The 25,091-nt window shown below is 62.9% G+C and carries 18 protein-coding genes; 3 read left to right on the top strand and 15 right to left on the bottom strand.

Going from position 1 to position 25,091, the window contains the following annotated elements; all coding sequences use genetic code 11:
• Positions 1-55 precede the first annotated feature (55 nt).
• A complete protein-coding gene (locus tag FHW75_RS02230) occupies positions 56-955 on the bottom strand; it encodes a LysR family transcriptional regulator (protein WP_025752284.1) in 900 nt (299 codons plus the stop codon).
• A gap of 166 nt (positions 956-1,121) precedes the next feature.
• On the opposite strand from FHW75_RS02230, the gene FHW75_RS02225 reads away from it, so the two are divergent.
• A complete protein-coding gene (locus tag FHW75_RS02225; protein ID WP_202607039.1) occupies positions 1,122-2,309 on the top strand; it encodes an MFS transporter in 1,188 nt (395 codons plus the stop codon).
• A 38-nt stretch (positions 2,310-2,347) separates the two neighbouring features.
• Here the strand turns inward: FHW75_RS02225 and FHW75_RS02220 are convergent, their stop codons facing one another.
• The 11 genes from FHW75_RS02220 to pilM all read right to left on the bottom strand — a co-directional run bounded on the left by FHW75_RS02220 (position 2,348) and on the right by pilM (position 17,332).
• On the bottom strand, positions 2,348-2,695 hold the full coding sequence (locus FHW75_RS02220) for a YgiW/YdeI family stress tolerance OB fold protein (protein ID WP_019098288.1): 348 nt from the start codon (positions 2,693-2,695) through the stop codon (positions 2,348-2,350).
• A gap of 116 nt (positions 2,696-2,811) precedes the next feature.
• Positions 2,812-3,876, bottom strand: a complete 1,065-nt coding sequence (hemE, locus tag FHW75_RS02215; protein ID WP_019098287.1) for a uroporphyrinogen decarboxylase — start codon at positions 3,874-3,876, stop codon at positions 2,812-2,814.
• Between the two features lie 129 nt (positions 3,877-4,005).
• Positions 4,006-5,424, bottom strand: a complete 1,419-nt coding sequence (locus FHW75_RS02210; protein WP_019098286.1) for an FAD-dependent oxidoreductase — start codon at positions 5,422-5,424, stop codon at positions 4,006-4,008.
• 123 nt (positions 5,425-5,547) lie between these two features.
• Positions 5,548-9,993, bottom strand: coding sequence for a glutamate synthase large subunit (gltB, locus tag FHW75_RS02205; protein ID WP_019098285.1), 4,446 nt, complete (start codon positions 9,991-9,993; stop codon positions 5,548-5,550).
• 372 nt (positions 9,994-10,365) lie between these two features.
• Positions 10,366-11,979 carry an SPOR domain-containing protein gene (locus FHW75_RS02200; RefSeq protein ID WP_027610018.1) on the bottom strand — a complete coding sequence of 538 codons (1,614 nt, stop codon included), beginning with the start codon at positions 11,977-11,979 and terminating at the stop codon, positions 10,366-10,368.
• Between the two features lie 15 nt (positions 11,980-11,994).
• Positions 11,995-13,092, bottom strand: a complete 1,098-nt coding sequence (aroB, locus tag FHW75_RS02195; RefSeq protein WP_025752278.1) for a 3-dehydroquinate synthase — start codon at positions 13,090-13,092, stop codon at positions 11,995-11,997.
• Positions 13,093-13,189: 97 nt separating this feature from the next.
• On the bottom strand, positions 13,190-13,708 hold the full coding sequence (aroK, locus tag FHW75_RS02190) for a shikimate kinase AroK (RefSeq protein WP_025752276.1): 519 nt from the start codon (positions 13,706-13,708) through the stop codon (positions 13,190-13,192).
• A gap of 4 nt (positions 13,709-13,712) precedes the next feature.
• Positions 13,713-14,981, bottom strand: coding sequence for a type IV pilus secretin PilQ (locus tag FHW75_RS02185; protein ID WP_183673081.1), 1,269 nt, complete (start codon positions 14,979-14,981; stop codon positions 13,713-13,715).
• Positions 14,905-15,906, bottom strand: coding sequence for a pilus assembly protein PilP (locus FHW75_RS02180; RefSeq protein WP_183673199.1), 1,002 nt, complete (start codon positions 15,904-15,906; stop codon positions 14,905-14,907). Before FHW75_RS02180 ends, FHW75_RS02185 begins: the two co-directional genes overlap by 77 nt.
• A gap of 11 nt (positions 15,907-15,917) precedes the next feature.
• Positions 15,918-16,454, bottom strand: coding sequence for a PilN domain-containing protein (locus tag FHW75_RS02175; RefSeq protein WP_084296627.1), 537 nt, complete (start codon positions 16,452-16,454; stop codon positions 15,918-15,920).
• A complete protein-coding gene (pilM, locus tag FHW75_RS02170; protein WP_019097360.1) occupies positions 16,451-17,332 on the bottom strand; it encodes a type IV pilus biogenesis protein PilM in 882 nt (293 codons plus the stop codon). Before pilM ends, FHW75_RS02175 begins: the two co-directional genes overlap by 4 nt.
• A 191-nt stretch (positions 17,333-17,523) precedes the next feature.
• Between pilM and FHW75_RS02165 the strand changes: the two genes are divergently transcribed.
• Complete coding sequence (locus FHW75_RS02165) at positions 17,524-19,977, top strand: penicillin-binding protein 1A (RefSeq protein ID WP_019097361.1); 2,454 nt, start codon at positions 17,524-17,526, stop codon at positions 19,975-19,977.
• A 185-nt stretch (positions 19,978-20,162) separates the two neighbouring features.
• On the opposite strand, the gene FHW75_RS02160 is transcribed toward FHW75_RS02165, so the two are convergent.
• The 3 genes from FHW75_RS02160 to rpmE form a co-directional block, all read right to left on the bottom strand.
• Positions 20,163-21,431, bottom strand: coding sequence for a malic enzyme-like NAD(P)-binding protein (locus tag FHW75_RS02160; RefSeq protein WP_026020363.1), 1,269 nt, complete (start codon positions 21,429-21,431; stop codon positions 20,163-20,165).
• Between the two features lie 178 nt (positions 21,432-21,609).
• Positions 21,610-22,431, bottom strand: a complete 822-nt coding sequence (locus FHW75_RS02155) for a thermonuclease family protein (RefSeq protein WP_025752268.1) — start codon at positions 22,429-22,431, stop codon at positions 21,610-21,612.
• Between the two features lie 2 nt (positions 22,432-22,433).
• On the bottom strand, positions 22,434-22,649 hold the full coding sequence (rpmE, locus tag FHW75_RS02150; RefSeq protein ID WP_012274639.1) for a 50S ribosomal protein L31: 216 nt from the start codon (positions 22,647-22,649) through the stop codon (positions 22,434-22,436).
• A 167-nt stretch (positions 22,650-22,816) separates the two neighbouring features.
• Here rpmE and FHW75_RS02145 point away from each other — a divergent pair, with 167 nt between their 5' ends.
• Positions 22,817-25,036 carry a primosomal protein N' gene (locus FHW75_RS02145; RefSeq protein ID WP_027614839.1) on the top strand — a complete coding sequence of 740 codons (2,220 nt, stop codon included), beginning with the start codon at positions 22,817-22,819 and terminating at the stop codon, positions 25,034-25,036.
• The last annotated feature ends 55 nt before the right edge of the window (positions 25,037-25,091 follow it).

Here is a 25,091-nt window from a genome sequence, read left to right as displayed (position 1 = left end):
GAATGCCCGAGTATGTGGCGGCACTGCGGCAATGGCCAGTGCCATTTGACCGGCATCAGCCCTGGCCGACCACCTGCCCCGTCAACAGCTCGGCAAACGCCTTGGCCATCACCGAATTGCCGCGCTCGCGCTGCACCAGCCAAACCGCCGACATCGCCCCTTCATCCAGCAAGGTGCGGTACACCACCCCCTCGATGCGCATGCGCTGGAATGACGCCGGCAACACCGACACCCCCAACCCCGCCGACACCAGCCCGATGATGGTCATCGCCTCCCCCGCCTCCTGGGCAAAGTGCGGGCTGAAACCTGCCTGACGCGCCAGACTCAGCAACTGCGCATGCAAACCGCTGCCATAACTGCGTGGGAAGAACACGAATGGCTCATGGGCCAGCGCCGCCATGTGCACACCCTGTTCAGTGCCCTCGGCAAGCGGATGCGAAGCATTGATGACTGCCACCAGCGGCTCACGAAACAACTCGGTGACCTGCAAACCTTCAGGCAACGGCATCGGCCGCATCAACCCGACTTCGATGGACTCGTCGAACACCCCTTCGGCGACATCGCGGCTGCTCATTTCCTTGAGGTTCAGGTGCACCGCCGGGAAACGCTGGCGAAAGGCATGGATGGCCTTGGGGATCTTCGAGGTGAAGGGCGCAGACGAGGTAAAGCCGATCTTCATTTCACCCAGTTCTCCCAGCTGAGCACGCCGGGCCACATCGGCCGCCTTCTCCACCTGCGCCAGCACCCGACGCGCCTCCTCAAGGAATAACCGCCCTGCCTCGCTCAGCTCCACCCGACGGTTGGTACGCTCGAACAGCCGAGCTCCCAGCTCCTGCTCCAGGGCCTGGATCTGTTGGCTCAGCGGCGGCTGCGAGATGCCCAGCTGCTGCGCGGCACGGCCAAAGTGCAGCTCTTCGGCCACGGCGATGAAGTAACGCAGATGGCGCAGTTCCATGATCGGCTCCAAACAGGTCGTAAAACATCTCAAATAGGTCGAACAATATATTGGATCTAATCATTAGCCAGCTATATGCTTTTTTCCATTGCGCCAGAGGTACCCGCCCGTGAAAACTGCTGTAGCCCCCCTTCCCGCCGAGCCAGAACCTGCGCCCCTGAACGAAATGTGGATCGAAAAAGGCACCCCCGCCTTCATGAAGACCGTGCTGGCCTTGTTCAGCGGCGGCTTCGCCACCTTCGCCCTGCTGTACTGCGTTCAGCCGATGATGCCGCTGTTGTCCAAGGAATTTGCCATCAACGCTGCGCAAAGCAGCCTGGTGCTGTCGGTGGCCACCGCCATGCTGGCGTTCGGCCTGTTGATCACCGGCCCTATCTCTGATCGCATCGGGCGCAAGCCGGTCATGGTCTTTGCCCTGGTTTGCGCAGCCCTCTCCACCTTGGCCAGCGCAGTGATGCCGAGCTGGGAGCTGGTACTGGTCACCCGCGCACTGGTCGGCCTGTCGTTGAGTGGCCTGGCGGCAGTGGCCATGACCTACCTGAGCGAAGAGATCCACCCGCAGCACATCGGCCTGGCCATGGGCCTGTACATCGGGGGCAACGCGATTGGCGGCATGAGTGGGCGGCTCATCACTGGCGTACTGATCGACTTCGTCAGCTGGCACACGGCGATGCTGACCATCGGCGGCCTGGCCCTGGTGGCCGCGCTGGTGTTCTGGAAGGTATTGCCCGAATCGCGCAACTTCCGCCCACAGTCGATGAACCCGCGCAGCCTGCTGGACGGCTTTGTCATGCACTTCAAGGATGCCGGCCTGCCTTGGTTGTTCCTTGAAGCCTTCCTGCTGATGGGGGCTTTCGTCACCCTGTTCAACTACATCGGCTACCGCCTGCTGGCTGAGCCCTACCATATGAACCAGGCGCTGGTCGGCCTGCTGTCGGTGGTGTACCTGTCTGGCATCTACAGCTCGGCGCAGGTCGGCGCACTGGCGGACAAGCTGGGCCGGCGCAAGGTGTTCTGGGCCAGTATCGTGGTGATGGCGGGAGGCTTACTGATGACCCTGGCCAGCCCGCTGGCGATGGTGATCTTAGGCATGCTGGTGTTCACCTTCGGCTTCTTTGGCGCGCACTCGGTTGCCAGCAGCTGGATCGGCCGCCGGGCGCTGAAGGCCAAGGGGCAGGCCTCGTCGCTGTACCTGTTCAGCTATTACGCCGGGTCGAGCGTGGCGGGTACTGCGGGCGGGGTGTTCTGGCACCAGTGGGGCTGGAATGGCATCGGGCTGTTCATTGGCAGCTTGCTGGCGGTGGCGTTGCTGGTGGCGTTGCACCTGAGCAAGCTTCCACCGAAAACGGCTTGAGGGCCATTCGCGGGTTTACCCGCGAATAGGCCCTCGGATCAGTTGATGATCTCGACAATATCCACATCCACTTCCCGGCTCATCAGGTGCTTCTCCACCTCACCGGTCAGCTTGACCTTGGTCTTGTCATTGAACGGCGTAGGCGGCAGGTCTTCGTCATCGATCTCGACGGTGATGGTGCCGGTGTTGTCCTTGAACTCGTACTTGTCGTCGTTGTTGATCTTCTTGGTCACGAAGCCTTGCAGCACCACCGGAGTGTCATCGGCAGCGTCGTTGGCAGCGGCCACCGTAGTGACCGACTGGGCGCCGGGGCCGGTATAGCTCGCAGCCAGTGCGGCGGTGCTGAACAGAGGGGCGAGGATCAGGGCGAGATAACGTGCTTTCATGGGGATCGGGTCCTTTTTGGGTTTCGATGGGACCAGATTAACGACGATCGCTGAATTAAAACTTAATGCGACAAAAAGCCCGGCACAGGGCCGGGCTTGGGTTTTCAGCCTTCAGATCACTGATGATACTGCGCCGACAGCTCATGCACGGCGTTGATGAACACACCCGCGTGCTCCGGGTCGACTTCCGGAGTAATGCCGTGGCCCAGGTTGAACACATGGCCCGTGCCGTGACCGTAGCTGGCCAGGATGCGCGCCACTTCCTGGCGGATGGCTTCCGGCTTGGCGTACAGCACGGTCGGGTCCATGTTGCCTTGCAGGGCCACCTTGTCACCCACGCGGCGGCGGGCGTCGCCGATCTCGCAGGTCCAGTCCAGGCCCAATGCGTCGGCACCGGCGTCGGCAATGCTTTCCAGCCACAGGCCACCGTTCTTGGTGAACAGGATCACCGGCACCTTGCGCCCTTCGTGCTCGCGGATCAGGCCGCTGACGATCTTGCGCATGTAGGCCAGGGAGAATTCCTGGTAGGCCGCCGCCGACAGGTTGCCACCCCAGGTGTCGAAAATCTGCACAGCCTGGGCACCGGCCAGAATCTGGCCATTCAGGTAGCTGGTCACCGACTGGGCGAGCTTGTCCAGCAGCAGGTGCAGGGCTTGCGGGTTGTCGTAGGCCATGGCCTTGGTCTTGCGGAAGTCTTTCGACGAGCCGCCTTCGACCATGTAGGTGGCCAGGGTCCACGGGCTGCCCGAGAAGCCGATCAGCGGCACACGGCCGTTGAGCTCGCGGCGAATGGTGCTGACCGCGTCCATCACATAACCCAGGTCTTTCTGTGGGTCGGGGATTGGCAGCGCTTCGATGTCGGCCGGGGTGCTGATGACCTTCTTGAAACGCGGGCCTTCGCCGGTTTCGAAGTACAGGCCCAGGCCCATGGCGTCAGGGATGGTGAGGATGTCCGAGAACAGGATCGCCGCGTCCAGCGGGTAGCGGTCCAGCGGCTGCAAGGTGACCTCGCAGGCGAACTGCGGGTTCATGCACAGGCTCATGAAGTCACCGGCCTTGGCGCGGCTGGCGCGGTACTCCGGTAGGTAGCGGCCGGCTTGGCGCATCATCCACACCGGGGTGACATCTACGGGTTGCTTGAGCAGTGCACGCAGGAAACGATCGTTCTTCAGGGCAGTCATGTCGGCATCCGGAAAAATAGTGCGGGCATTTTCTCAGACGCACAAAGAAAAGGCACGGCTCATTGCCGTGCCTTTTCTCTATGGGTATGTCCTGGATCAATAGATTTTGTATACAAAATCTAAATGATTTCAGACTTCGAGGTAGTCCAGGATGCCTTCAGCAGCGGTACGCCCTTCGAAGATGGCCGTTACCACAAGGTCCGAACCGCGCACCATGTCGCCACCGGCAAACACTTTCGGGTTGCTGGTCTGGTGCTTGAACTTGCCTTTCTCCGGCGCCACCACGCGGCCTTGGCTATCCAGCTGGATACCATGCTGCTCGAACCACGGCGCCGGGCTTGGACGGAAGCCGAAGGCGATCACCACGGCATCGGCCGGCAGGATCTCTTCAGAACCCGGGATCGGCTCGGGGCTACGGCGGCCACGGGCATCCGGCTCGCCAAGGCGGGTTTCGACCACTTTCACGCCTTCCACCTTGTCCTCGCCAACGATGGCGATAGGCTGGCGGTTGTAGAGGAACTTCACGCCCTCTTCCTTGGCGTTCTTCACCTCTTTGCGCGAACCCGGCATGTTGGCTTCGTCACGGCGATAGGCGCAGGTCACCGATTTGGCGCCCTGACGGATCGACGTGCGGTTGCAGTCCATCGCAGTATCGCCACCGCCCAGCACCACAACCTTCTTGCCCTGCATGTCGACGAAGTCTTCCGGCGACTTCTCGAAGCCCAGGTTACGGTTGACGTTGGCGATCAGGAAGTCCAGCGCGTCGTGCACGCCTGGCAGGTCCTCGCCCGGGAAGCCACCCTTCATGTAGGTGTAGGTACCCATGCCCATGAATACGGCGTCGTACTCGGCGAGCAGCTGTTCCATGGTGACGTCCTTGCCCACCTCGGTGTTCAGGCGGAATTCGATGCCCATGCCGGTGAAGACTTCGCGGCGGTTGCTGAGCACGGTTTTTTCCAGCTTGAACTCGGGGATGCCGAAGGTCAGCAGGCCACCGATTTCCGGATTCTTGTCGAACACCACCGGGGTCACGCCGGCACGCACCAGTACGTCGGCGCAGCCCAGGCCAGCAGGGCCGGCGCCGATAATGGCAACGCGCTTGCCGGTTGGCTTGACCTTGGACATGTCCGGGCGCCAGCCCATGGCGAAGGCGGTGTCGGTGATGTACTTCTCCACCGAACCGATGGTCACCGCACCAAAGCCGTCGTTCAGGGTGCAGGCACCCTCGCAAAGGCGGTCTTGCGGGCACACGCGGCCGCACACTTCCGGCAGGGTGTTGGTCTGGTGCGACAGCTCGGCGGCGGCCAGGATGTTGCCTTCGGAAACCAGCTTCAACCAGTTGGGGATGAAGTTGTGTACCGGGCACTTCCATTCGCAATACGGGTTACCGCAGCCCAGGCAGCGGTGCGCCTGTTCCACGGACTGCTGCGGCTTGAACGGTTCGTAGATTTCCACGAACTCTTTCTTGCGCTGGCGCAGCAGCTTTTTCTTCGGGTCCTTGCGGCCCACTTCGATGAACTGGAAGTCGTTGTTCAGACGTTCAGCCATTTTTCAAAACCTCTTTACAGCAGCTGCAAGCTACAAGCTGCAAGCCGCAAGACGATCACTTAAGCCGGGCAAACCTCGTACTGCCTTTACGTGCAGCTTGAGGCTTGCCACTTGCAGCTGTTTTTACTGCGGGTTGGCACGGGTGCTGGACAGCAGTTGCTTCAGGTTGGCTGCCTTCGGCTTCACCAGCCAGAAGCGCCGCACGTAGTCGTCCAGGTTCTCCGAGAGCTCACGCCCCCACTCGCTGCCGGTTTCTTCCACATACTCGTCAAGGACGCGCGCCAGGTGGCTGCGGTAGGCCTCCATCGCTTCACCACTGATACGCTGGATTTCCACCAGTTCGTGGTTGAGCTTGTCGACGAAGCTATTGTCCATGTCGAGCACGTAGGCGAAGCCGCCAGTCATGCCAGAACCGAAGTTGTAACCGGTCTTGCCCAACACGCAGACAAAGCCGCCGGTCATGTATTCACAGCAGTGATCGCCAGTGCCCTCGACAACAGCGTGGGCGCCGGAGTTACGCACAGCGAAGCGCTCGCCCGCAGTACCCGCAGCAAACAGCTTGCCGCCAGTGGCACCGTACAGGCAGGTGTTGCCGACGATGGCGCTGTGTTGGGTTTCGAACGGGCTGCCGGCTGGCGGCACGATGGTGAGCTTGCCACCGGTCATGCCCTTGCCGACGTAGTCGTTGGCGTCGCCTTCCAGGTGCAGGTTCAGGCCACCGGCGTTCCACACACCGAAGCTTTGGCCCGCAGTACCCTTGAAACGGAAGGTGATCGGCGCCGCAGCCATGCCCTGGTTGCCGTGCAAGCGGGCGATTTCACCCGACACGCGCGCACCGATGGAACGGTCGCAGTTGCAGATGTCGAGGTTGAACTCGCCACCAGCCTGGTCACGGATGGCCGGCATGGCCATTTCCACCATTTTCTCGGCCAGCTCGCCCTGGTCGAACGGCGGGTTCTTGTCCACTTCGCAGAACTGCGGCTTGTCAGCCGGGATGTGCGAGCTGCCCAGCAGCGGCGACAGGTCCAGGTACTGCTGGCGCTCGGTGTCGCCTGGCAATACGTCGAGCAGGTCAGTACGGCCGATCAGTTCGCCCAGGCTGCGCACGCCCAGTTTGGCCAGCCACTCACGGGTCTCGGTGGCGACGAAGGTGAAGAAGTTGATCACCATGTCGACGGTGCCGATGTAGTGATCCTTGCGCAGCTTGTCGTTCTGAGTGGCTACGCCGGTGGCGCAGTTGTTCAGGTGGCAGATGCGCAGGTACTTGCAGCCCAGGGCGATCATTGGCGCGGTACCGAAGCCGAAGCTTTCGGCGCCAAGGATGGCCGCCTTGATCACATCCAGGCCGGTTTTAAGGCCGCCGTCGGTCTGTACCCGCACCTTGCCGCGCAGGTCGTTGCCACGCAGGGTCTGGTGGGTTTCGGCCAGGCCCAGTTCCCACGGGGCGCCGGCGTACTTGATAGAGGTCAGCGGCGAAGCACCGGTACCCCCGTCGTAGCCCGAGATGGTGATCAGGTCGGCATAGGCCTTGGCCACACCAGCGGCGATGGTGCCCACGCCGGCTTCCGCCACCAGCTTGACCGACACCAGCGCCTGCGGGTTGACCTGCTTGAGGTCGTAGATCAGCTGGGCCAGGTCTTCGATCGAGTAGATGTCGTGGTGCGGTGGTGGCGAAATCAGGGTCACGCCCGGTACCGCATAGCGCAGCTTGGCGATCAGGCCGTTGACCTTGCCGCCTGGCAGCTGGCCGCCCTCACCGGGCTTGGCGCCCTGGGCTACCTTGATCTGCAGCACTTCGGCGTTGACCAGGTATTCCGGGGTCACGCCAAAGCGACCGGTGGCCACCTGCTTGATCTTGGAGCTGCGCAGGGTGCCGTAGCGCGCCGGGTCTTCACCGCCCTCACCGGAGTTGGAGCGCGCGCCCAGGCGGTTCATGGCCTCGGCCAGCGCCTCGTGGGCTTCCGGCGACAGGGCACCCAGCGAGATACCGGCGGAGTCGAACCGCTTGAGGATGGCCTCCAGCGGTTCGATCTGCTCCAGCGGCAGCGGCTGGTCGGCCACTTTCACTTTCAGCAGGTCGCGAATCATCGACACCGGGCGGGTGTCGACCAGCGTGGTGTATTCCTTGAACTTGGCGTAGTCGCCCTGCTGCACGGCGGCTTGCAGGGTGTTGACCACGTCCGGGTTGTAAGCGTGGTACTCGCCACCGTGAACGAACTTCAGCAGGCCGCCTTGCTGGATCGGCTTGCGCGCACTCCAGGCTTCGGCTGCCAGCAGCTTCTGGTCGCTTTCCAGGTCTTCGAAGCGCGCACCCTTGATACGGCTGGACACGCCCTTGAAGCTCAGGCCGACCACTTCCTCGGCCAGGCCGATGGCTTCGAACAGCTGCGCACCACGGTACGAGGCGATGGTGGAGATGCCCATCTTCGACAGGATCTTCAGCAGGCCCTTGGAGATGCCCTTGCGGTAGTACTTGAAGACTTCGTCCAGGTCGCCCAGTACTTCGCCGGTGCGGATCAGGTCGGCCAGCACTTCATAAGCCAGGTACGGGTAAACAGCCGAGGCACCGAAGCCCAGCAGCACGGCAAAGTGGTGCGGGTCGCGGGCGGTGGCGGTTTCCACCAGGATGTTGCTGTCGCAACGCAGGCCTTGTTCGGTCAGGCGGTGGTGCACTGCACCCACGGCCAGCGAAGCGTGCACCGGCAGTTTGCCCGGGGCGATGTAGCGGTCACTCAGCACCAGCTGGGTCTTGCCAGCGCGCACGGCTTCTTCAGCCTGGTCAGCGATATTGCGGATGGCCGCCTCCAGGCCGACACCCTCTTCATAGTTGAGGTCGATCAGCTGGCGGTCGAAACCTTCGCGCTCCAGGCTCATCAGCGAACGCCACTTGGCGGGCGAAATGACCGGCGAGCTGAGGATCACCCGCGAAGCGTGCTCCGGGGACTCCTGGAAAATGTTGCGCTCGGCGCCCAGGCAGATTTCCAGCGACATCACGATCGCTTCGCGCAGCGGGTCGATCGGCGGGTTGGTCACTTGGGCGAACTGCTGGCGGAAGAAGTCGTACGGCGAACGCACGCGCTGCGACAGCACGGCCATCGGCGTGTCGTCACCCATCGAGCCGACGGCTTCCTGGCCCTGCTCACCCAGCGGGCGCAGCACCTGATCACGCTCTTCGAAGGTGACCTGGAACATCTTCATGTATTGCTTGAGCTGGTCAGCGTCATAGCTGGCCACGCCCTGGTCGTCGGTCAGCGTCGCCTGGATACGGGTGGCGTGCTGACGCAGCCAGCGCTTGTAGGGGTGACGCGACTTCAGGCGGTTGTCGATGGCGTCGGTGTCGAGGATCTGGCCGGTTTCGGTGTCCACGGCCAGGATCTGACCCGGGCCGACACGGCCTTTGGCCAGCACTTCCTCAGGCTGGTAGCCCCATACGCCGATTTCCGAGGCGATGGTGATGTAGCCATTGGTGGTGGTCACCCAGCGCGCCGGGCGCAGGCCGTTCCGATCCAACAGGCACACCGCGTGGCGGCCTTCGGTCATGACGATACCGGCCGGGCCGTCCCACGGCTCCATGTGCATGGAGTTGTATTCGTAGAAGGCACGCAGGTCGGCGTCCATGGTCTCGACGTTCTGCCAGGCTGGCGGTACCAGCATGCGCACACCACGGAACAGGTCGATGCCACCGGTCACCATCAGTTCCAGCATGTTGTCCATGCTCGACGAGTCGGAACCCACGCGGTTGACCAGCGGGCCGAGCTCTTCGAGGTCGGGGATCAGGTCGTTGGCGAACTTGGTGCGACGGGCCATGGCCCAGTTGCGGTTGCCGGTGATGGTGTTGATCTCGCCATTGTGGGCGAGGAAGCGGAACGGCTGCGCCAGCGGCCATTTCGGCAGGGTGTTGGTGGAGAAGCGCTGGTGGAACACGCAGATCGCAGTTTGCAGGCGCTCGTCACCCAGGTCTGGGTAGAACGCCGCGAGATCGCGCGGCATCATCAGGCCTTTGTAGATGATGGTCTTGTGCGAGAAGCTGCAGATGTAGTGGTCGGCGTCGTGGGCGTTGGCCACCGACGAACGGCGACGGGCACTGAACAGCTTGATCGCGAATTCCTGATCGCTCAGGCCTTCACCGCCGATGAACACCTGCTCGATCTGTGGCAGGCGCTCCAGGGCCAGGCGGCCGAGCACGCTGGTGTCGATCGGCACCTTACGCCAGCCGACCAGTTTCAGGCCGGCTGCGAGGATTTCGCGGTCCATGTTGGCGCGGGCGGCTTCAGCTTTGACCGGGTCCTGGTTGAAGAACACCATACCGACGGCGTACTGCTTCGGCAGCTCGACGGCGAAGTGCTCCTGGGCCACGGCACGCAGGAATTGATCGGGCTTCTGCATGAGCAGACCGCAACCGTCACCGGTCTTGCCGTCGGCGTTGATGCCGCCGCGGTGGGTCATGCAGGTCAGCGCCTGCATGGCGGTTTGCAGAAGGTGGTGGCTCGGTTCGCCCGTCATATGGGCGATCAGGCCAAAACCACAGTTGTCCTTGAATTCTTCGGGATGGTACAGACCTGTTTTCATAGACACATTCTCACCAGGTTCACCTCTCAACGGAGGCAAATCTCTTTTTTAACAACCACTTACCATCCACGCCGATCAAATGCCAGCTTTTTTGCGGTGGCCATGGAAAACCATTGTTGCACAGCGACAGCGATGCCCACAAATTTTCATGTCTCACCATTGAAAATTTATGTCGCAATTTTGAATGTTTTTGCGCCATGCGCCGTGATAGCGGCTTGGCTCGAGTCTGAAGCGTTTCAGCCATGACTGCAAGTAAGGCTTGTGGCCGGCAGTCTGGGACAGAAAAGCCTGCCGCGTTAGAACGCAGCAGGCTAGTCGAAAGCTAGAATTCGCTTAGCTACTGGGCGGCGGGGTGATGCCGCCCGGAAGGTATCAGCGGGCCGAGGCCAGCTCTTGTTGGACGCTGGCGACGGTACGTGGCCAAGGTTTACCAGCCTGGACCTTCGCTGGCAAGTTCTTGATTGCCGCAACCGCTGCATCGCGGCTGGCGAAGCTGCCATAAGTCACGACGTACAACGGCTTGCCCTGCAGGTTTTTCTTGAAGTAGCGATAGTCGCCACCCTGGGCCTTGACGTACGCCTGAGCCGAAGCCTCGGAGCTGGTGCCGAGGATCTGCACCACATAGTTACCCGGCTTTTGCCCGGCGTACCAGCCACCGCTGCCACCACCGGATGCCGCTGGCTTTTCAGCCGGTTTGGCGGCTGGCTTGGCCACGGCAACCTGGGTCGGTGCTGGCGCAGGCTTGGCAGGTGCAACCGGTTTGGCCGGTTGGGTTGCGACGGGTTTCGGCGCAGGTGCCACCGGCTGCACAGGCTGGGCAGGCACGCTGGCGACGGGCTGGGCAGGCGCAGGTGCCGGGCCGGCGGGCACGCCTTGCGGCGGAGCAATGGTGGTCACGGTGGGCGGTGGGTTGCCGGGCTGCAGGGCGGTATCGCCTGCCGGGCTGCCTTCTTCACCTTCACCCATGCCTGCGGCTTGGGCCAGCGGTTCGCGCATCACCGGCTGGGACTGGCCCACCAAAGGCAGTGGCATCGGCTGGGACGAGCCAGAGAACTCGATGGCAGCACCTTGCTTGCCTTCGCCAAGCGGCAACTGGGCTTGGGCGGCTGGCGCATCGGCCGGCGCCTTGTCGCCTTTCTTGGGCATCAACACCGCGGCGCCAACGGCGACCACGACCACAGCGGACAGCGCGAGCACATGTTTTTTAGGCATCTTGAACCCCATGGATGGTCGCTTGGCCGTCGAGCGGCTGGCGATCATGGCTTCGATCAAAGTGTCACGGGCGACCTGGTTGATGTTGCCAGGCCAACCGTCGGAGTTTTCATGGATATCGACGATCTGTTCACGGCTGAACACCTCGATGCCCCGGCCCGCGCCTTCCAGACGCTGCTCCAGGTACTCGCGGGTTTCCTCTTCACTGTAGGGGGCGAGCTCGATGATGTGGAAGCGTTCTTCCTCGATATTGAGCTCATCCAGCCCGGCAATCAGTGACGGTTCACCGAACAGGAACACATGCGGGCGCCCTTCCGGTACACCGGCCGCCAATTCCAGCAACGCTTGGAGTGCCGACTCGTCGAGTTGTTCCGCATCGTCTACCAGCAAATACACTTCCTGCCCGGTGAGTGCCAGCTGCACCACCTTGGACAGAATCGCCTGCACTTCAGCCTGGTCCACACCCAGATCCTGGGCGACCTGGGCCAGCATGCCGGAAGCATCGCTGGCACTGCGGGCAGACACCACAACGCTCTGCACCGCCTGTTTGTTGGTACTGGCCACCAGGGCCTGGCGCAGCAGCGACTTGCCGCTGCCCAGCGGGCCGCTGACTACCAGCATCAACTGGCTATAGCGTGCCAGATGGTGCAATTGGCCAAGCACGGGCTTGCGCTGGGCCGGGAAGAACTTGAAGCCGGGCACGCGGGGTGCGAACGGATCGTGGCTCAACTGGTAATGGTCGAGAAAGGCCTCATCGGCATGCAAACTGGTCATTGCGCTGTCACAACCTCAAAGCTGGGCCACGATCGCGCGGTAATCCGCCGACAGCGTGGCCTGTAGAATCTCTTTCGGATAGTCGTCGGTCACCACGGCCTCGCCCATCTGGCGCAGCAGCACCAGACGCAGACGACCGTCGAGCACCTTCTTGTCGACCGCCATGTGCTCCATGAAATGCGCCGGGGTCATTTCCTGTGGTGGCACCACCGGCAAACCTGCGTCCTGCAACAGGCGGATTCCGCGATCGCGCTCGGCCTGGTCGATCCAGCCAAGGCGCATGGACATTTCCAGGGCCATCACCGTGCCCGCTGCCACGGCTTCGCCGTGCAGCCACACGCCGTAGCCCATGTGGGTCTCGATGGCATGCCCGAAGGTATGCCCCAGGTTGAGCGTGGCCCGTACGCCGGACTCGCGCTCATCGGCCCCGACTACCGCAGCCTTTGCCGCGCAGGAGCGACGAATGGCTTCGGTCAGGGCCACAGGGTCCAGGCCGCGCAGGGCCTGCATATTGTCTTCTAGCCAGGCAAGGAACGGCTTGTCGCAGATCAGGCCGTACTTGATCACCTCGGCCAGGCCAGCCGAAAGCTCGCGTGCAGGCAGCGTCTTCAGGCTGGTGGTGTCGATCAGCACGGCGTTGGGCTGATAGAAGGCACCGACCATATTCTTGCCCAGCGGGTGGTTGATACCAGTCTTGCCACCCACCGAGGAGTCGACCTGGGACAGCAGGGTGGTCGGCACCTGGACGAAATCGACACCACGCTGGTAGCAGGCGGCCGCGAAGCCGGCCATATCACCGATCACACCCCCGCCCAGAGCGACCACGGTGGTGCGGCGATCATGGCGGGCGGTCAGCAGGCCATCGAAAATCAGCTGCAGGGTTTCCCAGTTCTTGTAGGCTTCGCCATCGGGCAGCACCACTGGCAGCACCGAATAGGCACCGAGGGTCTTGGTCAGGCGTTCGAGATACAGGGGCGCGACGGTCTCGTTGGAAACGATGGCGACTTGCCGGCCGGCAATGTGCGGCGCCAGCAACTCGGGCTGGTCCAGCAAGCCTTCGCCTATGTAGATCGGGTAGCTACGCTCGCCCAGGTCGACCTTAAGTGTCTGCATGTATCCCCACAATGTACTTGGGCGCGGCGCCGTACGGGCAACCTGCGCGGTAACGTTGAACCTCGCCTCGGCGCTGGTGGCCGAGAATAGTCCCGGGTTAACGGGGCGGCAACTGCTGCAAGCGCTCGAGAATGTCGATCACCACCATGCGCGGCGGCCGCTCGTCGGTTTCCACCACCAGGTCGGCGATCTCGCGGTAGAGCGGGTCGCGCGCTGCCAGCAGGGAGCGCAAGGTCGCCTCGGGGTTGGCGGTGCGAAGCAGCGGGCGATTACGGTCGCGCGCGGTACGGCCAACCTGCTGCTCCACCGAGGCGTGCAGGTAGATCACCCGACCACCCTGGTGCAATGCCTGGCGGTTGGCTTCGCGCATCACCGCGCCGCCGCCGGTGGCCAGGACCACGCCATCAAGCGCGCACAGTTCGGCGATCATCGCTTGCTCGCGATCACGAAAACCCGGCTCGCCTTCCTTGTCGAAAATCCACGGGATATTGGCGCCGCATCGCAGTTCGATTTCCTTGTCGGAATCCTTGAACAGCAGGCGCAGCTCTTTGGCCAAAAGGCGTCCAATGGTGCTTTTACCAGCGCCCATGGGCCCCACAAGTATCAAATTTCGCACAGAATCAACGACTCACAGCAATCGCCTGGTCACTCATGATACGCGGAGTCAGGAAGACCAGCAGCTCGGATTTTTTCTCTTGTAATGCATCGCGTCGAAACAGCCGCCCAACATACGGCAGATCGCCGAAAAATGGCACCTTGTCGACCACATTGTTTTGCGAAGTGGAGTACACGCCACCAATCACGATGGTTTCACCGTCCGCCACGCGAACCTTGGCATTGACCTCGTTCTTGCGAATCGGCGGTACGTTGTTCAAGGCATTGACGTAATCCGGCTCGTCTTTGGTCACCCTGACGGTCATGATCACCTTGTTGTCCGGGGTGATTTGCGGTGTCACCTCCAGCGACAGCGAGGCTTCACGAAACGACACCGAGGTGGCGCCACTTTGACTGGTTTCCTGGTAGGGCACCTCGGTGCCTTTGAGGATCCTGGCCGTTTCCTTGTCGGCCGTTACCACTTTGGGCTGCGAGATGATCTCGCCGTTGCCGCTTTTTTCCATGGCGCTGAGCTCCAGGTCGAGCAACAGGTCGCCACGCAGCAGACCCAGGCCGAGGCTACTGCCCGCACGCTCCACACCAAGGTCGACAAACAGCTCCTGGCCCGGCCGCAGGTTTTCGCTATACAACGGCCCGCCCCAGCGCACCCCCAGGCTTTTCTCGTAATCGACGTTGGCTTCGACGATACGCGCCTCGATCGCCACCTGGCGCACCGGCACGTCCAGTTGCGCAACCAGCTGCCGCAGTTCCGCCAGGCGGTCGGCGGGCTGGTACGCCACCAGTGTATTGGTGCGCTCGTCGACAGCCAGGCTGCCTCTGGCAGTGAGGGTGCCGTCATCCGCCAGGCTGGTCAGCAATAGATCAACCAGCTCGGCGGCCTTGGCATGATGGATCGGTATCAGCTCACGGCGTAGCGGCTGCACCTGAGCATTCGGCTCCTGCCCCAAGGGGGCATCGAACGGCTGCGCGGCAAACGCTGCCGCAGGTGCCACCAGCAGTACATTACCCTCCTGCCGCCGGGCCAGGCCCTTGCTTCGCAACACCAGGTCGAGTGCCTGACCCCAAGGTACATCCTGTAAACGCAACGTGACGTTACCTTGTACGTCGTCACCCGCAACCAGGTTGACGCCCGCATAATCAGCCAGCACCTGCAGCACCGAGCGCACTTCCACATCCTGGAAGTTCAACGACAGGGGCTCACCCTGGTAAGGCATCGCCGACGCCAGCGGGATCGGCAGCAGGGCTGCCAACACCCATTTCATCAACATTTTCATTCCGGTCCGGGGCCTCCTTGCCCAGGCGCTTTGCAAGGGTGATGAACGCTGTGCGCTCGTGCCACACCCCCGCCATGAATAGCCGTTCGCGGACCTCGACATGGTCTTGGTCGACCCGCTCCACCACACCGTGGTTACGCCCTAAACGCTCGCCTGCCCGAACCCTATAGAGCCTGCCAGCCGCCATCAGCAGCGCCTCGTGCGACATCCCGCGCGACAGGCTGCCGACCATTTCCAGTTGTGCCAACGGCACACTGCCCAGCCCAAAGCCTGCCATTCGTCTTGCTGCTGGCGTGAAAGGGTCGACCACGGGTTCTGGTGTGGCGGCCCTGGCCGAGGTGCGTGCAAACGCCTCGGGTGCCGGCACCGGCGCGACAGCCTCGAAGGCCTCTACATGCAGTTGCAGGCGCAAAAGCCTTGGCTGCCCCTCGACAATAGAAAGGTTGATGTCGCCACTGCGCAGCAGGCGCGCCTGGCCCAGCCAGTCGTGCAGCCATTGACGCAGAGCCGTGTAAGGCCCCATCACCTGCACCTCCAGGGGTGTTTTGCGGTAGCCTGCCTGCGGCTCGCTTTCATGCACATCGAACCGCTCGACCAGTAGGCCGTGCGCATGCCCCGACGAAGCCAGGCTGCCGAGCACGTCGCTCATGTCCTCCCCGCTGGCCAGGTGCCAGTGAGCCTCCAGCAACGCCTGCTCGGCAACAATCAGAGCTGCCCGCAGTTGCTCCAGTTCGACCAGCTTCGCCGTGCTGGCTGACTTCTGTTCATCTAATGAGGCTTGCCTGGACGCCTCTTGTGCCTGTTGCTGGAGCGCTGCCGGCAGGCGCAACGCGCAACCCAGACCGAACACCAGCACAGCGACCATGGCTGGCGCCAGGCACCTGATACGCCTGGAGTGCTCGGCGACCGCCAGCCAGGCAAAGATCGGCGCCACATTCACGACCAGAACGCCGAAACGCGCGCGGCCAACAGAAACTCATCGCCACCCGGCACGCTCCTGATGCGCTTGAGCTCCAGGTCGAGCAGAACACGCGAATGTTCCAGGTCGCGCATGAACTGCGCAACCACGGCGCCGGAGGTAGCGAGCCCGGCCAACCGCAAGTGGCCGTTTTCCAAGCTGAGGTCAAGAAGCTGCACGCCCATCGGCAGCGCCCCTTCGAGGTCAGTGAACACATCACCCAGAATGCCCTGCTGAGCGCGCAAACGCTCAAGCGCAGCCAAACGCTCCAGCAGCGCCTGATGCTGTGCACGCACATCATCCAACGGCCGCAATTGCTCGGCCAAGCGCTCAAGCGCGGCCTGTTGCCGGGTGTTGGACAGCGCCTGCTGCTGCGCGCGCTGGCGGGCCAACTGATCGACCAGCATCACCGCGCACAGCGCCAGAATGGCGCCAGCGACCAACCGGGAGCGAAAACGCCGAAGCGTGGCCTGGCGCTGCCGCTCACGCCAAGGCAGCAGGTTCAGTCGCATCATGGCCGCAATCCTCCATAAGCGAGGGCGCAAGCCAGCAGCATCGACCCGTCGACATGCTCAAGCCCGGCCTTGCCAGGCAAATGCCGGCACGTCGTTTTCAGTTGACGGCCCAGGCTTTGCAGCCAGTCAGGATCCAGCGAACAGCTGCTGGTTATCCACAGGCCAGCAGGCAAATGCTCATCGGCAAGCAGCGCATGTAGCGCCTCCGACAGCGGCCCCATCCCCTTCTGCCCCTGCGTTTGCAATTCACGACGCTGGCTGGGCCGACCGGGATGCCAGTCATACAGAACTGCACCATGTGCCTCTACACGCAGTAATGCCGAGCCTTCGAAGCACCCCTGAGGCAACATGCGGCACAGGGCGATGTTATCGACCTCGACGGCTTCCAGCTGCAACCCTGCCTCGTCAACGATGGCCTCCAGTGACGCCAACGCACTTTGCCGGCATGCGGCCACCATCACCTCGGCGCATCCCGGTTGCACGCGAGACGCCCCCAAAACCTGAAAATCCAGGGCCAGGTCCTCCAGCGGAAACGGAAACAGTCGCTCGGCACCGGCCAGCAAGTGCGCCTCCAGCTCTACACCAGTCTGCTCCATCGGCAGATGACACAGCTTGCAGATCACCTGGTTGGCGGGTAATGCCAACGCTACCCGCCGTTGCCTGAGACCACTGCGCCGGTAGGCACGACGCAAGGCTGCCACCACCGCAGCGGGCTCCGCTGCCCAATCCTTGCCGGCCGCTGACTCGAACGGTTCCTGAGCCGAGGCAAGCACCCGACAACGCCGGCTGCGCCGCTGAAGCTGCACAACCCGAACAGCGTCCGGGGCAATTTCTACCCCCACCAGTGAACCGGCATCCTTGCCGAAGCGTCCTAACATCGCGGCTTCCTTGCTGCGTGTCGCAGCGATCTGTCGCAACCCCGCGGCAACACTGGGCCAGGGCTGCTCATCGAGGCGACGGGCTGCCTGGCCGGTAACCCGGAGAGGCGAAAAAATGCTTATAATGCCCAGCGTTTTCTGGTCCGCCGGACCTGCGTGCAATCCACTCTCAACCTGGACACCGAAAAACCTTGATACGTCTGCTGAAGTTCTTCTGGTGGTCTTCCGTCGCAGTCATCTGCGCGCTCGTACTCGGTGTGAGCGGTGCGTTTCTGTATCTTAGCCCCAGCCTGCCCTCGGTCGAGTCGCTCAGAAGCATCCAGTTGCAGATCCCCCTCAGGGTGTACAGCAGCGATGGCAAGCTGATTGCCGAGTTTGGCGAGATGCGCCGCTCGCCGATCCGCTTCGCGGAAATTCCGCCACAGTTCATTCAGGCACTTCTGTCAGCCGAGGACGACAATTTCCTCAACCACTACGGTGTCGACCCCAGCAGCCTGATGCGCGCAGCGACCCAGCTGGTAAAAACCGGGCATATCCAGACCGGCGGCAGCACCATCACCATGCAGGTGGCGAAAAACTTCTTCCTCACCAGCGAACGCAGCTTCTCGCGCAAGACCAACGAGATCCTGCTGGCCCTGCAGATCGAGCGCGAGCTGACCAAGGACGAGATTCTCGAGCTGTACGTGAACAAGATCTACCTGGGCAACCGCGCCTACGGCATCGACGCAGCCGCGCAGGTGTATTACGGCAAGTCGATCCGCGACGTGAGCCTGGCGCAGATGGCCATGATCGCCGGCCTGCCCAAAGCACCGTCACGCTTCAACCCGCTGGCCAACCCGGTGCGCGCCAAGGAGCGCCGCGACTGGATCCTTGGCCGCATGTACAAGCTGGGCAAGATCGACGAAGCCAGCTACCAGGCTGCCCTGGCCGAGCCGCTCAATGCCAGCTACCACGTGCCGACGCCTGAGGTGAACGCCCCCTACATCGCTGAAATGGCCCGCGCGGAAATGGTCGGCCGTTACGGCAGCGACGCTTACACCGAAGGCTTCCGCGTCACCACAACAGTGCCCAGCGACATGCAGGAAATGGCCAACAAGGCCATCCTCAACGGCCTCTCCGACTACGACGAGCGCCACGGCTATCGCGGCCCGGAAGCCCGCTTCCCGGGCCGTACCCAGGCAGCCTGGCTGCAGGAACTGGGCAAGCAGCGCATCCTTGGTGGCCTGGAGCCGGCCATTGTCACCCATGTCGAAAAAACCGGCCTCAAGGTGCTGACCCGCGACGGCCAGCAAGCCGAGGTTGCCTGGGACACCATGAAGTGGGCGCGCCCGTTCATCAACAGCAACGCCCAGGGCCGTACACCGCAGTCGCCGGCCGACGTGGCCCAGGTCGGTGACCTGGTGCGTCTGCAGCGTCTGGACGACGGCAAGCTCAAGTTCAGCCAGGTGCCTGGTGCACAAAGCGCCCTGGTCACCCTCGACCCTTCCAACGGCGCCATTCGTGCACTGGTTGGCGGCTTCTCGTTCGAGCAGAGCAACTACAACCGCGCCATGCAGGCCAAGCGCCAACCAGGTTCGAGCTTCAAGCCGTTCATCTACAGTGCCGCACTGGACAGCGGCTACACGGCAGCCACCCTGGTCAACGATGCGCCGATCGTGTTCGTCGACGAGTCGGTGGATAAAGTGTGGCGGCCGAAGAACGATACCAACACCTTCCTTGGCCCGATCCGCATGCGCGAAGCGCTGTACAAGTCGCGTAACCTGGTGTCGATCCGCTTGCTGCAGGCCATGGGTGTAGACCGCACCATCGACTACATTGCGAAGTTCGGTTTCAACAAGCAGGACCTGCCACGCAACTTGTCGCTGGCCCTGGGCACCGCCACCCTGACCCCGATGGAAATCGCCACCGGCTGGAGCACATTCGCCAACGGCGGCTACAAGATCACCCCGTACCTGATCGACCGCATCGAAAGCCGCAGCGGCGAGACCCTGTTCACCGCCAACCCGGCCCGCGTACCGCAGGGTGCCGAAGACCAGGCGGGCCTGGCCGCACCTGAACAACCCATCAGCACCGCCGCCATGCCAGGTGAGGCGCCGCCGGCCTTCAGCCAGGTTGCGACTGCACCACAAGCACCTGCGGTGGCCGAGCAGATCATCGACGGGCGCACCACCTACATCCTCACCAGCATGCTGCAGGACGTGATCAAGCGCGGCACCGGCCGCCGGGCGCTGGCACTGGGCCGCACCGACCTCGCAGGCAAGACAGGCACCACCAACGAATCCAAGGACGCCTGGTTCTCCGGCTACAACGCCGATTACGTGACCACCGTGTGGGTCGGCTTCGACCAGCCGGAAACCCTCGGCCGTCGCGAGTACGGCGGTACGGCGGCCTTGCCGATCTGGATGAGCTTCATGGGCGCGGCGCTGAAGGACAAACCGAATCACGCACCGGCAGAACCGGAAGGCATCCTTAGCCTGCGGGTCGACCCGGTCAGTGGCCGCGCTGCCTCGCCGAGCACGCCGAATGCCTACTTCGAGCTGTTCAAGGCCGAAGACTCGCCGCCGTCGGTGGATGAGCTGGGCAATGGTGCAGCGCCTGGCAGCCCGCTGCCAGCGGATGAAGCGGCGCCGATGGATCTGTTCTGAGGCTGGGTGTTTGACTGGGGTTATGTGAGGCTGCTGACATCGAGCGCCGCGCGGGCGGCGCTCGATCTCATAGGCGACAACTTTGCCATGGCAAACACCCTGCAGCCCTGACACATCCTTCACAATGCCAAACAAAAAGCCCCGGCTCATACGAGCCGGGGCTTTTTGTGTCGCTACAGCGGCAATCAGCCGTTGAACACGTCATCCACGCTGGTCAGCGGGTAGTGCTTCGGATACGGCAGGGTAGCCACGCCGGATTCGATGGCGGCCTTGGCCACAGCGTCGGAAACGACGGTGATCAGGCGTGCGTCCAGCGGCTTCGGAATGATGTACTCACGGCCGAACTCCAGGCCTTCGACGCCGTAGGCTTCGCACACTTCCTTCGGCACTGGCAGCTTGGCCAGGTCCTTCAGGGCGATAGCGGCAGCGATCTTCATTTCTTCGTTGATGCGCTTGGCGCGAACGTCCAGAGCACCACGGAAGATGAACGGGAAGCCCAGTACGTTGTTGACCTGGTTCGGGTAGTCGGAACGACCGGTCGCCATGATCACGTCGCTGCGGGTGGCGTGCGCCAGCTCTGGCGAGATTTCCGGGTCCGGGTTCGAGCAGGCGAACACGATCGGGTTGGCCGCCATTGACTTCAGGCCTTCCGGGCTCAGCAGGTTCGGGCCGGACAGGCCCACGAACACGTCTGCACCGTTAAGGGCATCAGCCAGGGTACGTTTGTCGGTAGCGTGGGCGAACTGCGCCTTGTACTGGTTCAGGTCGTCGCGGCCAGCGTGAATCACGCCGCTGCGGTCGATCATGTAGATGTTCTCGACCTTGGCACCCATGCTCACCAGCAGCTTCATGCAGGAGATGGCGGCTGCACCAGCACCCAGGCAGACGATCTTGGCGTCTTCCAGCTTCTTGCCGGCGATTTCCAGGGCGTTGATCATGCCGGCAGCGGTCACGATGGCGGTACCGTGCTGGTCATCGTGGAATACCGGAATGTCGCACTGTTCGATCAGGGTGCGCTCGATCTCGAAGCACTCAGGCGCCTTGATGTCTTCGAGGTTGATGCCACCGAAGGTGATCGAAATACGGCGAACGGTGTCGATGAACGCTTGTGGGCTTTCCGATTCGACTTCGATGTCGAACACGTCGATACCGGCGAAACGCTTGAACAGAACACCCTTGCCTTCCATGACCGGCTTGGAAGCCAGTGGGCCGAGGTCGCCCAGACCGAGGATGGCGGTGCCATCGGAAATCACCGCAACCAGGTTGCCTTTGCCGGTGTACTTGTAAGCCAGCTCTGGATCACGGCCGATTTCACGCACGGGTTCTGCAACACCTGGGCTGTAGGCCAGGGCGAGGTCACGGGCGGTGGCAGTGGGCTTGGAGAGCTCGACGCTCAGTTTCCCCGGACGAGGTTGAGCGTGGTATTCGAGAGCGGCGGTTTTCAGGTCTGACATGGTGGGCATTCCGCTATTTACTGTTCTGACGGACCGCCGAGGATACGCAAAGAGCCGGGGAGTCACAAGACTGGTCGGTCACTTGTGTCAAGGCCTTTAGCCTACGACTTTACGCTATAACCCACGGGGGCATACGGCTCACAGTGTGTACAATCTAATAGCGAAATGTCTACATCTTTTAGCCTGAAATACGCTCCAACATGCTCGGATCGGTCAATGGCAACACCCAGCGTCGCTGCCCGGGCTTCAAGCCGCCCTTGCGGGAACGGTCCAGCACCCAGCCACGCGCCTCGACCTGGCGTCCCTTGAGGTTATCGAAGAAGCTGGCGGGGAAGTTGCGTTGCAGACGAGCGGGAACCTGCAGCACCACGGCGTCGTCCAGTGTCAGCCAGACACCACCACGGTTGCGTTCGATACCCTTGATGCGGCCACCAACCACAGCGAAACCCGGCTGCCTGACTTCCCCTGCCGGGACCACGGGCGAACGGCGCCACAAGCCGCTGCCTGCCTTGCGCGCCGCTTGCTCGGCAAGTTGCTGGCAACCGCTGAGACGCACATTCGGAGCCACTGCCACGCGGTAGCCCAAACCCTCGCTGAGTAACTGTGCTTCCAGATTGTCGCCATTACGGCCGTAGATATGCGCCAGCGTGCGGCCGTATTTGTCTTTGTCCTCAACGCCTGGCACCAGCCCGATACGCCCATCACTGGCCTTGACCAGCGCCTGCAAGCGCCGCTTCGCGGCCTCGGCATAAGGCTCGCTGGTGCGCCCGTTGCGGCCAATTTCCGGGGCGTTGATGCCAATCAGGCGTACGCTGCGGCCATCGGCCAGGCGCACGGTATCGCCATCCACCACCTGGCGCACCAGCACCTGCTGTGGCTGCTGCGGTAGCGGGCAGAATGCCAGGGCGGGAAAGGCCCAGATGGCACCCATAAAAAAAGCGCCCACAAGGGGCGCCTTTTTTTGCAGCACTGCGAAACCCGAGGGGTTCGCCATGCGCATGATTACTTCTTGGTACCGAACATACCGAAGCGATCGGCGAACTTCTGTACGCGGCCGCCGGTGTCCAGGACTTTCTGCTTACCGGTGTAGAACGGGTGGCACAGGTTGCAAACGTCGATCGACAGGACATTGCCCAGGGTCGAACGGGTTTCGAACTTGTTGCCGCAGCTGCAGGTGACTGCAACTACTTCGTAGTTCGGGTGGATACCTTCTTTCATGGTCACTTCCTCGAGCTGCGTGCCGCCACCCAACACCAATTGTTGAATACCGCACGTAATTAGGCGGCGAATAATACCAGAGCACAGCGTCAGTGCAAGATGTCGCTTGCACCGACCGTCGTCTGCTAGGCTCGCCAGTTCTTGTAACGCCCTCCGAGTATTTTTGCGTGTCCGACGTCATCCTGCGCCTTGCCCTGCCCTCCCCGTTACGCCGCCTGTTCGACTACAAGGCGCCGGCGAGCATGGCGCGCCAGGCCTTGACCCCGGGCATGCGCATCCGCGTGCCCTTTGGCCGCCGCGAAATGATCGGTGTGCTGGTGGAGGTATGCGCACAGAGCGAAGTGCCTGCCGACAAGCTGAAACCGGCCAGCGCCCTGCTCGACCCGGTGTCCCCCATCCCGGCGTCGCTGTTCAAGCTGTGCCTGTGGACCGCCCAGTACTACCAGCACAGCCTGGGCGACACCCTGAGCTGGGCCTTGCCCACCCTGCTGCGCCAGGGCGAACCTGCCGAAATGCGCCAGGAGCGCTTCTGGCACATTGCCCCCGGCGCACGCCTGGAAGACCCACGCATTGCCCGTGCGCCGCGCCAGCGCGACGCCCTCAAGACCCTGGCCCAGCACCCGCATGGCGTGGCCCACACCCTGCTGGCCAAGCTCAACCTGAACAAGGACAGCCTCGACCTGCTACTGGCCAAGGAACTGGTACAGGTCGAGGTCCGTCGCCACTTGCCGGCACTGCGCCACGAACACTGGCTGGCACAACCGGAACTGCCGCTCAACGACGAACAACGCGATGCCTTCGACGCGGTACGCGAGGGCTTTGGCGGCTTCGGCGCGTTCCTGCTGGCCGGCGTCACCGGCAGCGGCAAGACCGAGGTCTACCTGCAACTGATCCGCGAAACCCTGGAAGCCGGCAAGCAAGCGCTGGTGCTGATCCCCGAAATCAACCTCGGCCCGCAAACCCTGGCGCGCTTCGAACAACGCTTCAACGCCCGCATCGCCCTGCTGCATTCGGCGGTGAACGACCGCGAACGCCTGGACGCCTGGCTGGCGGCGCGTGACGGCGAGGCCGACATCATCATCGGCACTCGCTCGGCGCTGTTCACGCCAATGAAAAACCCCGGCCTGATCATCATCGACGAGGAGCACGACGGCTCCTATAAACAGCAGGAGGGCCTGCGCTACCACGCCCGCGACCTGGCACTGGTGCGTGCCCACCAGGAAAACATCCCGATCCTGCTCGGCTCGGCCACGCCGTCGCTGGAAACCCTGCACAACGCCCTGACCGGCCGCTACCGCCTGCTGCGCATGAACCAGCGCGCCGGCGGCGCCCGCCCGCCACGCATGCTGCGTCTGGACGTGAAAAGCCTGCCTCTGGACAGCGGTATCAGCGGCCCGTTGCAGCAGGCCATCCGCCAGACCCTGGAAGCCGGCCAGCAAGTGCTGGTGTTCCTCAACCGCCGCGGCTTCGCCCCGACTCTGCTGTGCCACGATTGCGGCTGGCTGTCCGAATGCCCGCGTTGCGACGCACGCATGACCGTGCATCAGCGCTCCGGCGTGCTGCGCTGCCACCACTGCGGCTATGACGAACGCCTGCCGCACCAGTGCCCTCAATGCAACCACGTGGACCTGCGCCCGGTCGGTGCCGGCACCGAGCGGGCCGAAGAACGCCTGAAGGTGCTGTTCCCGGACTACCCGATCCTGCGGGTGGACCGCGACAGTACGGCGCGCAAGGACGCCATGCACAACCTGTTCAGCACCATCCAGCGGGGCCAGCCGAGCATCCTTGTCGGCACGCAGATGCTTGCCAAGGGTCACCATTTCCCACGGGTTACCCTGGTGGCCATCCTCGACGCCGATGGTGGGCTTTTCTCGGGTGATTTCCGCGCCAGCGAACGCATGGCGCAGTTGATCGTGCAGGTGGCCGGGCGTGCCGGGCGTGCCGAAGAGCCCGGCAAGGTCATCATCCAGACCCACCTGGCCGACCACCCGCTGCTGGTGCAGCTTACCGAGCAGGGCTACTTCGCCTTTGCAGAACAGGCCCTGGACGAACGCCGCGCCGCCGGTTTGCCGCCTTATTCTCATTTGGCGCTGCTGCGCGCCGAAGCGCACAAGCCGGGGCAGACCGAAGGCTTCCTCGACGAAGCCTGCGCCGCGGCCGAACGCCTGGTGGCCGAACAACGCCTGCCAGGTATAGAACTGCTAGGCCCAGTACCGGCGCCCATGGAGCGCCGTGCCGGGCGCTTCCGTGCGCAACTGTTGATACAGGCCAATACCCGGGCGCCTTTGCATCGACTGATCAGCGCCTGGTTGCTAGTGTTGGAGCAGATGCCGAGCGGGCGCCAGGTGCGCTGGTCACTGGATGTCGACCCGGTCGACCTGTACTGACGTCCGGGCTGCTTTGCAGCCCCAAAGGTTGGCAACCCGCTCCCAGCCACGGATA

This window comes from Pseudomonas sp. OG7 (genome assembly GCF_014192825.1).
GTDB classification, from domain to species: Bacteria; Pseudomonadota; Gammaproteobacteria; order Pseudomonadales; family Pseudomonadaceae; genus Aquipseudomonas; species Aquipseudomonas monteilii.
This window is presented reverse-complemented; position numbering and strand designations above follow the sequence as displayed.